This is a genomic window from Kitasatospora sp. NPDC059812 (assembly GCF_042732075.1).
In the GTDB taxonomy this organism is placed as follows: Bacteria; Actinomycetota; Actinomycetes; order Streptomycetales; family Streptomycetaceae; genus Kitasatospora.
This window is the reverse complement of the sequence record NZ_JBHWIO010000078.1, coordinates 22,692-32,295: the sequence shown is the minus strand read 5'-3', so window position 1 is coordinate 32,295 and position 9,604 is coordinate 22,692. Positions and strand designations below refer to the sequence as shown.

Sequence of the window (9,604 nt, the reverse complement as noted above, 5' to 3'; positions counted from 1 at the left end):
GGGGCGGGGGCGGGGCGCGCGCGCGGCGCGCGGGGCGCGGCCGCGGGGGCGGCCGCGCGCGCCCCCGCCCCCCGGCCCGCGGGGGCCGGCCCCCCCCCCCCCCCGGGCCGGTGGCGGGGTCGGTCCCGTAGCGGTGTCAGGCGCCGAAGGAGACCTGGTCGACCGTCCAGAAGGCGCTGTTGGTGCCCGTGTAGCGGAACTGCAGGCGCGCGGTGGTGGCGCCGGCCGGTACGGTGACGGGCAGGTGCTCGACGGTGTTCAGGTCGGCGCGGTAGGACTTCACCAGCTGCGGGGCGCCGTCGTCGAAGACCACGTACACGTCGCCGGTCTGCGGGCCGTCGACCTTGTAGTTCGTCGCGAAGGACAGCGTGGCCCGGCCGAGACCGGCGACCGGGTAGGCCGGGCTGACCAGGGTGGAGTCGAACTGGCCGGCGCCGTGCGCCTTGTCGTCCCACTCGTCGGAGTCGGCGACCGCGAAGACGTTGCGGGCCCGCACGTTGGTCTCCCGGCCCTGTCCGAGCTGGGTGGCGCTCCAGAACTCGTCGGTGGCGAAGGCCCAGCCGCGCCACTCCGTCACCCCGCCGCTGGGCATCCGGGAGTTGTCGATGCTCCAGCCGCTGGGCGGCGTGTGCGTCCAGCCCCGGACCGTGGCCGGGATGCCCGTCTCGTCCACCCGGCCCTGGAGGGCGGGGCGCAGCGCGTCGAAGGCGTCCGGGGCGATCTCGTCGATCGGCTGCCCGTCCAGGCGCCAGGCGGGGTCGATCGCCGCGCCCTCGTGCTTGAGGACGGTCGGCGCGATGTCCACGGGCTTGACGTCGTAGCGCCGGGAGCCGGCCGGGTAGCCGGCGCCGTCGGCGATCACGAAGGTCTGCCGTTCGTTGGCGCTGTTGCCGCCGTGCCCGCCGGCGTCGGTGTGTCCGTGGTCGGTGGTGACGACGATCAGCCAGTCCTCCGAGCCGTACGTGGGGCGGGACTTGACGGCCTGCACGACCTGGCCGACGAGCGCGTCGACGGTGTGGATGGCGGCCGCGTACTGGGCGCTGGCGCCGCCGGAGGCGTGCCCGGCCTCGTCGATCCCGTCGAAGTGCAGGAAGGCGGTGTCCGGGTTGCCGTGGGCGAGGTAGTCGGCGGCGTCGGAGGCGGTCTTGGCGTCGTCCTCGTTCTCGGCGATCCGCAGGTCCGCCTTGCCGTTGAAGACGTTGCCGGTGATCGGGTTCCACGAGCCGATCACCAGTGTGGAGGCGGCCGGGTCGGCGGCCTCCAGGCGGCTGGCGAAGTCCGGGTACTGGTCGAACCGGGCGCCGGTGAACGCGTTGTCCTTGACCTGGTGCTTGTCGGGCCACACGCCGGTGGCGATGGTCGACCAGCCCGGCCCGGACAGGGTCGGCGCCAGCGGGTTGGCGTACAGGTTGCTGGTGGCGGTCATGCCGCCGGCCATCAGCGCCTTGAGGTTGGGCGCGTCGGCGGCCGCCAGCTTGTCGTAGCGGGTGCCGTCGACGCCGATGACCAGGGTCTTGGCCTGCTTGGTGCCGTCCGGCAGGCCCTTGTAGGCGGGGGCGGCCGCGATGGGGGAGGCGGCTGCGGCGGAAGCGGCGGGGGAGGCGCCGGCGGGCGCCGACGGCAGCAGCACGGTGGCCGCGGCGGCTACGGCGGTGGCCACGGTGACGGTCCGGGTGGAGCGGGGAATGCGCACAGGGGCTCCCAACTAGGGGGCGACGCGGTGCGGTTGCACCGGCACCGAGGATGGGGCGCCCGTACGAGGAGGAGCCCTCCCCGGATCCACGGTTGTATGAACAACCGCCGAAATTCAGTCCAGACCGGTTACCATTCCGTGATCTATGGGGCGCTGAACCGCCACTCGATGGCGCCGGACCGATGGCGCCGGACCGCCGCTCGATAAGGTGGCGCGGTGAACCACGGCACCCCCCGGCCCCCCGTCGCCCCCGCCCGCTCCGGCGTCCCCGACCACGGCCGGGTGCCCAAGTACTACCTGGTCAAAGCCCAACTCGAAGACCTCATCGCCGAATTGGGCCCCGGCGGGCGCCTGCCCACCGAAGCCGACCTCGCCGAACGCCACCACGTCGCCCGCGCCACCGTCCGTCAGGCCCTGCGCGACCTCCTCCTCGAAGGCCGTCTGCGCCGCCAGGGCCGCGGCACCGTCGTCGCCGGCCCCAAGATCGAACAGCCGCTCTCCCTCGCCAGCTACACCGAAGGCGTCACCCGCCAGGGGCTGCGCCCCGGCCGCACCCTCATCACCCTCGACCGCCTCCCCGCCGACCCGCCCATGGCCCAGCACCTCGCCGTCCCCGAAGGCGAACCCCTCTGGCACCTGGAACGCGTCCTGCGCGCCGACGAGGAACGCGTCGGCCTGGAGTCCACCTACGTCCCCGTCGCCCGAGTCCCGCGCCTGGAGCGGGAGTTCGACCCCGAAGGCTCCTTCTACGGCTACCTGCGCGAGTGCGGTGTGCGGCTCGGCGGCGCCGACGAACGCATCGAGACGGTCCTCGCCACCCCCCGCGAAGCCCTGCTCATCGGCACCCCGCCCGCCCTGCCCATGCTGCTGCTCCACCGCCGCAGCCGCGACGCCGCGGGCCACCCCCTCGAACAGGTCCGCACCCTCTACCGCGGCGACCGCTTCAGCTTCACCCTCGCCCTGCACGCCCCCGACCGGGACTGAAGCCGGTACTGCGCTCCTCGCGGCAGGTGCGCGTCTCGGCACCGGTTCTCGTCCCATGCTGCGCGCGTCCGGTTCTCGTCCCATGCTGGAAGGGAGAGGGGGTACGGCGGCAGAGGAAGTGGTGGGGATGCGGACCGTTGTCGACCTCACGCGTTGCCAGGGCTACGCACAGTGCGTGTTCCTCGCGCCGAGGGTGTTCCAGCTGCACGGCGAGGAGGGACTGCTGTACGCCCCGGCTGTCCCCGACGACCAGGTCGAGCGCGTGCGCCAGGCCGCGGCGGCGTGCCCGGTCCAGGCCATCCTCCTCGGCGAGGAGGTGAGCGCTGATGGCCGGTGACCAGGGAGCCGGTGACCAGAGGGCCGGTTACCAGACAGAGGGCCGGATCGTCATCGTCGGCGCGTCGCTGGCCGGGTTGCGGGCCGCGGAGGCGCTGCGGGAGGAGGGGTTCACCGGCTCACTGACCGTGGTCGGCGACGAGCCTCATCCGCCCTACGACCGGCCGCCGCTGTCCAAGCAGGTGCTGCTGGGCCACGCTGCGGCGGACTCCACCGGGCTGCCGATGCGCCGGGATCCGGACGCCGAGTGGCGGCTGGGCGTACGCGCCACCGGCCTGGACCCCCTGGGGAAGCGGGTGATGCTGGCCGATGGCGAGTCGCTGCCGTACGACCGGTTGCTGATCGCCACCGGGACCCGGGCGCGGCCCTGGCCCCATCCGCAGGAGGCCGCCCTGGACGGGGTGTTCACCCTGCGTACCCGCGAGGACGCCGGCGGCTTGGCCGAGCGGTTGGCCGCCGGGCCACGGCGGGTGCTGGTGATCGGCGGTGGTTTCACCGGCTCGGAGATCGCTTCGGCCTGCCGGGAGCGCGGACTGGACGTCACCGTCGCCGAACGCGGCCCCGCACCTCTGGTGGGCGCGCTGGGCGGCACCCTGGCGAAACTCGCGGCCGCCATGCAGCGCAACCACGGTGTGGACCTGCGCACCGGCGTGACGGTCACCGCCCTGCGCGGGGACGGCGGCGGCCGCTTCACCGGCGCGGAGCTGTCCGACGGCAGCCGCGTCGAGGCGGACGTGTGCGTCGTGGCGCTGGGGGCGGTCCGCAACGTCGAGTGGTTGGCGGATTCCGGCCTGGCGGCGGGCCCGCGCGGAATCGCCTGCGACGCCGGGTGCCGCGCCTTCAACATGTACGGAATCGTCACGGACGACGTCTTCGTCGCCGGCGACGTCTCCCGCTTCCCCCACCCGCTGTTCGGTTACCAGATGCTCTCCCTCGAACACTGGGGGAACGCGGTCGAACAGGCCGGGGTGGCGGCCCACAACATGGTCAGCCCAGGGCCGCTGCGGCGCCCGCACCTCGCCCTCCCGACGTTCTGGTCGACCCAGTTCGGGCTCAACATCAAGTCGGTGGGCGTGCCCACCTTCTCCGACCACGTGGTCATCGCCCAGGGTTCTCTGGAGGCGCGCCGCCTGGCGATGGTCTACGGCTACCAGGGGCGGATCACCGCGGCGGTCACCGTCGACATGGCCAAGTCGATCGACTACTACCGGCACCTGATCGAGACGGCTGCGCCGTTCCCGCCCCCGCCCGGCGCGGCGGACCGCGCGCTCGCGGCGGACATCCCGATTCCGTCCGACGTGCCGGATCCGAAGGGGCTCTCCCACGGCCCCACCGTGGCGCTCACCGGATACCTGCCCGACCGTCGACTGACCGTGGTGCAGCCCCGCGGCTGACCCACGTCCCGCCCAACGACGAGGAGCCACCATGGACTCCGACACCCTGCTGGCACGGATCACCGACTACGCGAACCGCCCCGACCCCTACCCGCTGTACGCGGAACTGCGCGAGGCCGGTCCCGTCGTCCGGCAGGCAGACGGCAGCTACCTGATCGGCACCTACCACGAGGTCGCCGCCCTGCTCCACGATCCACGGATGAGTGTCGATCCCCGCACCTGCGGCGAGACGACGCACAAGCCGCCGTTCCTGCGGCTCGACGACCCGGAGCACCACCGACTGCGCACCTTGGCCATGCGGCCGTTCGGCCCCCCGCACAGCCCGGGCCGGGTCGATGCCATGCGCGGCGAGATCGTCCAGCTCACCGGGGAACTGACGGAGCCGTTCCAGGCGGGCGGCCGGATCGACATCGTCGACGACCTCGCCTACCCGCTGCCCGTCACGGTGATCTGCCGCCTGCTCGGCGTGCCGCGTGAGGACGAGCCGCTCTTCAGGGCGTGGTCCGACGCGCTCGTCGCGTCCGCCGACGTCCGGCCCGAGGCGGACTCCTCCGGGCGGGACGAGGCGGGCGCTGAGGCGGGCGAACAGGCGCGGGGCGAGATGGGCCGGTACCTGGCGGGCCTCGCCGAGAAGCGCCGTGGCAATCCGAGCGACGACCTGCTCTCCGCCTTCGTCAACGAACCGGACCCGGCCCTGCGGCTCACCCAGGAAGAACTCGCGGAAACCGCCGTGCTGCTGCTCATCGCCGGACACGAGACCACGGTGAACCTGATCGCCAACGGGGTGCTCACCCTGCTGCGCCAGCCCGAGCAGCTGGACCAGCTGCGTCGCGAACCGGACCTGCTGCCGCGAGCGGTGGAGGAACTGCTGCGCTACGAACCCCCGGTCCACATGCGCCAGCGCATCCCCCTCGCCGACATCGACATCGGCGGCACCACCCTCCCCGCAGGCGCCTCCGTCGTGCTCGCGCTGGCCTCGGGCAACCGCGACCCCAAGCGGTTCCACGCGCCGGACCGGTTCGACCCCACCCGCCCGGACAACCAGCACCTCGGCTTCGGCAGCGGTATCCACCTGTGCTACGGCGCACCACTCGCCCGCATCGAAGCCGAGGCCGCGCTCGGGGCGCTGATCCCCCGCCTCGGCACGGCACGCCTGGTCCAGGATCCGCCCCCCTACCGGCAGAACGCCATGCTCCGCGGACCCCGCCACCTGCCCGTCCACCTCTGAGGCCGCTCAGTTCAGTGCAACGCAGGTCAGCCGCGGGGCAGCACGCCCAGGAGGGTTGCGGTCAGGGCCTGCTTCAAGTAGTCCTTCAGCTCCAGGTGGAAGCGGGCCAGGTCGGGCTCGGCCTGGTAGGCCGCCTGCAGGCTGGGCGGGGGTGTGCTGTACGCCGACAGCGCGCCGGCCATGACCATGGTCTGCAGGCTGAACAGTGTTGCGTTTTCGCCCAGCTCCGGCAGGTACTTGAGGACCAGGGCGGTCATGGCTGTCAGGCGGTCCAGGGAGGCGCGCTTGTAGCGGGCTACGACCTCGACGGAGACGTTGTGTTCCAGGACGCTGCCCTGTGCGCCGAAGAGGTCGCACAGCACCGCTCGGCTGGAGAGTGAGCGGCTGAGGATCTCGGCCACCCCTGCCGCTCGCTCGGCCATGGGTAGATTTTCGTCGATGCCGGCCGCCAACTCGCCTGCCAGTTCCGTCAGCCACTCCTGCAGGAAGTGGTCCAGCAGTTCCAGCAGCACCGCCTCGCGAGACTCGAAGTAGCGCAGCACGTTCGGCTTCGCCAGGCCTACCCGGCGGCTGAGCTCGTTCAGGGTGACCGCGGCCACGGGCATCTCGTCGAGCATCGCCGACGCTGTGTCGAGGATCGCCCGTCGACGCATCTCCCGCTGCTCTTCGGTTCGCGCCCGCTGGAAAGTCATGATCACCAGCCTAACTTAGGTACCTGCGGTACGTTGACAACGTACCGAAAGTACTTTAACGTCGTGCGCAAGATACCTTCGGTACGTTAGTTAGTCGGGAGCCTGGCATGAGCGAGAAGTGGACGACGGCGAACATTCCGGACCAGCGCGGGCGGGTGGCCGTGGTGACCGGGGCCAACACCGGACTGGGGTACGAGACCGCCAAGGCGCTCGCCGAGCGCGGGGCGTCCGTGGTGCTCGCCGTGCGCAACGTGGAGAAGGGCGAGCAGGCCGCGGCCCGCATGACCGGCGACGTGACCGTGCAGGCGCTGGACCTGACCTCGCTCGACTCCGTCCGGACCGCGGCGGCGGCGCTGCGGTCCCGGCTCGACCGGATCGACCTGCTGATCAACAACGCCGGCGTGATGTACACCCCGAAGCAGACCACCCGGGACGGCTTCGAGATGCAGTTCGGCACCAACCACCTCGGCCACTTCGCGCTCACCGGGCTGCTGCTGGACCTGATGCTGCCGGTGCCCGGCTCGCGCGTGGTGACGGTCAGCAGCACCGGCCACCGCATCCGGGCCGCGATCCACTTCGACGACCTGCAGTGGGAGCGGTCGTACAGCCGGGCCGCTGCCTATGGCCAGTCCAAGCTGTCCAACCTGATGTTCACGTACGAGCTGCAACGTCGGCTCGCCACGCACGGCACCACCGTCGCGGTGGCCGCGCACCCCGGCGTGTCCAGCACCGAGCTCGCCCGCAACCTCCCCGCGGCCTTCCGGCTTCCGCTCACCTGGCTCGCGCCGCTGATCACCCAGAAGCCGGCGATGGGCGCGCTGCCGACCCTGCGGGCCGCCGCCGACCCCGCCGCGCTCGGCGGCCAGTACTACGGTCCCGGCGGACGCGGCGAGTTCATGGGCCACCCCCGGCTGGTCACCTCCAGCCCGGAGTCGTACGAGGTGGTCGTCCAGCAGCGGCTGTGGGCCGTCTCCGAAGACCTCACCGGGGTGAAGTTCCCCGTCGTTCAGTCCGGGCAGAACTCGTTTCCCTCCGGATCGGCCAGCACGATGTAGCGCGTCGTCCGGGAACGCCTGACACGGATCCGGGCCGGCGTCGGTGACCGACTCCGGCGAGTAGACACCCGGCTGCGGAGCGGGACACCTCGGCTTGCCGTCCGGTCCGCGGCCTTGTTGCCCACGGGCATGCGTCCGCGCGGGCCGGGGCGGCGTCCTATGGCCAGTCGCGTCCTATACGGGGCCGGTGTCGTCCTGTGCGAGCCCGATCGCGTCCTGTGCGGGGCCGATCGTGTCCGCCGCGGTGGGCCCCGCAGCCGCCGCCAGCGTGCGGAGAACCCGCCGGACGGCGTCGCGGAGCCAGCGGTGGGCCCCGTCGGCCGTGTGCCGGGGGTGCCAGGCCATGCCGATGGTCAGCGGCGGCAGGGCCAGGGGGATGTCGAGGAGGTGCAGTCCGAGGGCGCCGGCGTCGTGGGTGAGGGGTGAGGGGGCGGCGCCGGGGAGTGCGGCGGGTACCAGGCAGACGAGGTCGCTGCGGGTGGCGAGGGTCATCGCGGCCAGGTGGCTGGGCAGGACGACGCTGACCCGCCGGTGGAGGTCCTGCTCGGCCAGGGCGGTGTCGAGGGGGCCGGTGAACCGGCCGCGGCGGCTGACCGCGATGTGGTGGGCGGCAGCGAGCCGGGCCGGGGTCAGCGGCCCTTCGGTGAGCGGATGGCCGGCCCGGACGGCCGCGACCATGCGGAGGCTGACCAGTTCCTCGACCCGGGTTTCGGGGTCCACATGGTCGATGGATCCGACCTCCAGGTCGATCCGGCCGTCGCGCAGGGCGGGCCCGGCCTCCAACTCTTCGGCCCCGATCCGGAACGAGACCCCCGGCGCCTCCCGCCGGGCCAGTTGCAGCAGACCGTGGGCCAGTGCCGCGCCGACCAGGTCGGCGGCCTGGAGGGTGAAGGTGTTGCGGAGGCCGGCGGGGTCGACGCTCGTACCGGGGCTGAGCAGCGCTCCGAGGCTGCGCACCACGGTGGCGGCCTCCTCGCGCAGGGCCTCGGCGCGCGGGGTGGGAACCATGGCCTGCCCGGCCCGGACCAGGAGGGGGTCCTGGAGGACGCGGCGCAGCCGGGCCAGGGTGCGGCTCATGGCGGCGGGCGAGGTGTGCAGTCGCGCGGCGGCGCGGGTCACGCTGTGCTCGGTCAGCAGAGCATCCAGGGCGATGGCGAGATTGGCGTCGATGACCGGATCGGGGCTGCTCACCAGCATTATTCCATTTCAGTCAATGATTCCGTGCTGAAGTTCCCATTGTGGCAGCACGGCGGATCTCAGCAGGATGAGGGCATATCGAAACCAGCACGAGCCACGAGGTTTTCATGATCGTCATCACTGGTCCCACCGGGAACATCGGCCGCCACCTGCTCTCCCAGCTCCTGGAGTCCGCCCCCGCCGCGGGCGAGGAACTGCGCGTCATCGTGCGCGATCCCGCCCGGCTCCCGGACGCGGCGCACGGACGCGTCGACGTGGTCACCGGCTCCCACGCGGACGCCGAGGTCCTCGACCGGGCCTTCGAGGGCGCGGACGCGGTCTTCTGGCTCGTCCCCCCGGACTCCTCCCTGACCCCATACGACGCCTACAGCGGCTTCACCCGCGCCGCCGTCGAGGCGCTCGTCGCCCACGGCGTCGGCCACGTCGTCGGCGTCTCCGCGCTCGGCCGCGGCACCCCGCTCGCCGACCGGGCCGGCCTCGTCACCGCCTCCCTCGCGATGGACGACCTCATCGCCGGCACCGGCGTCTCCTACCGGGCCCTGGCCAACCCGTCCTTCTTCGAGAACCTCCTGGAGGAGGCCGACTCGATCCGCGAGAAGGGCGTCTTCACCGACTCCGTCGACGCCGACCGCAAGGCCCCCTTCGTCGCCGTCGCCGACATCGCGGCCGCCGCCGCCGACCTGCTGCTGGACCGCTCGTGGACCGGCATCGGCAGCGTCCCGGTCCTCGGGCCGCAGGACCTGTCCCCGAACGACCTGGCCCGCGTCATGACCGAGCAGTTCGGCCGCCCCGTCCGCTACGAACGCCAGTCGCTCGACGAGCTGTACACCACCCTCGTCGGCTACGGCCTCAACGAGGCGTTCGCCCAGGGCGTGGTCGACATGAAGCGGGCCAAGGCCGAGGGCCTCGACGCCGGCGTCGCCCGCACCCCGGACACCGCCTCCCCCACCGGCTTCGAGCAGTGGTGCGCCCGGACCCTCAAGCCCGCGGTCCTCTCCTGAAGCCCAGCACCCCGTGCCGGGCGC

General features: G+C 72.6%; 9 protein-coding genes. 6 read left to right on the top strand and 3 right to left on the bottom strand.

The annotated features are described in order from the left end of the window. Positions 1-136: 136 nt before the first annotated feature. Positions 137-1,693, bottom strand: coding sequence for an alkaline phosphatase family protein (locus tag ACFV6D_RS30005; RefSeq protein ID WP_380561883.1), 1,557 nt, complete (start codon positions 1,691-1,693; stop codon positions 137-139). A gap of 216 nt (positions 1,694-1,909) precedes the next feature. On the opposite strand from ACFV6D_RS30005, the gene ACFV6D_RS30000 reads away from it, so the two are divergent. From ACFV6D_RS30000 to ACFV6D_RS29985, 4 genes are all read left to right on the top strand, one after another. Next, complete coding sequence (locus ACFV6D_RS30000; protein WP_380561881.1) at positions 1,910-2,677, top strand: GntR family transcriptional regulator; 768 nt, start codon at positions 1,910-1,912, stop codon at positions 2,675-2,677. Between the two features lie 127 nt (positions 2,678-2,804). Then, positions 2,805-3,014, top strand: coding sequence for a ferredoxin (locus tag ACFV6D_RS29995; RefSeq protein WP_063352161.1), 210 nt, complete (start codon positions 2,805-2,807; stop codon positions 3,012-3,014). Continuing rightward, a complete protein-coding gene (locus ACFV6D_RS29990) occupies positions 3,004-4,407 on the top strand; it encodes an NAD(P)/FAD-dependent oxidoreductase (protein ID WP_380340410.1) in 1,404 nt (467 codons plus the stop codon). The genes ACFV6D_RS29995 and ACFV6D_RS29990 overlap by 11 nt, the downstream gene beginning before the upstream one ends. A gap of 31 nt (positions 4,408-4,438) precedes the next feature. Beyond that, positions 4,439-5,635: a cytochrome P450 gene (locus tag ACFV6D_RS29985; RefSeq protein WP_380561879.1), complete on the top strand. Its 1,197-nt coding sequence runs from the start codon at positions 4,439-4,441 to the stop codon at positions 5,633-5,635. 26 nt (positions 5,636-5,661) lie between these two features. Here ACFV6D_RS29985 and ACFV6D_RS29980 read toward each other — a convergent pair whose 3' ends face one another. After that, positions 5,662-6,327, bottom strand: a complete 666-nt coding sequence (locus ACFV6D_RS29980) for a TetR/AcrR family transcriptional regulator (protein ID WP_380561878.1) — start codon at positions 6,325-6,327, stop codon at positions 5,662-5,664. 107 nt (positions 6,328-6,434) lie between these two features. Between ACFV6D_RS29980 and ACFV6D_RS29975 the strand changes: the two genes are divergently transcribed. Continuing rightward, on the top strand, positions 6,435-7,382 hold the full coding sequence (locus ACFV6D_RS29975; protein WP_380561876.1) for an SDR family NAD(P)-dependent oxidoreductase: 948 nt from the start codon (positions 6,435-6,437) through the stop codon (positions 7,380-7,382). A gap of 174 nt (positions 7,383-7,556) precedes the next feature. Here the strand turns inward: ACFV6D_RS29975 and ACFV6D_RS29970 are convergent, their stop codons facing one another. Next, a complete protein-coding gene (locus tag ACFV6D_RS29970) occupies positions 7,557-8,579 on the bottom strand; it encodes a LysR family transcriptional regulator (protein ID WP_380561874.1) in 1,023 nt (340 codons plus the stop codon). 107 nt (positions 8,580-8,686) lie between these two features. On the opposite strand from ACFV6D_RS29970, the gene ACFV6D_RS29965 reads away from it, so the two are divergent. Next, positions 8,687-9,580: an NAD(P)H-binding protein gene (locus tag ACFV6D_RS29965; RefSeq protein WP_380561872.1), complete on the top strand. Its 894-nt coding sequence runs from the start codon at positions 8,687-8,689 to the stop codon at positions 9,578-9,580. The last annotated feature ends 24 nt before the right edge of the window (positions 9,581-9,604 follow it).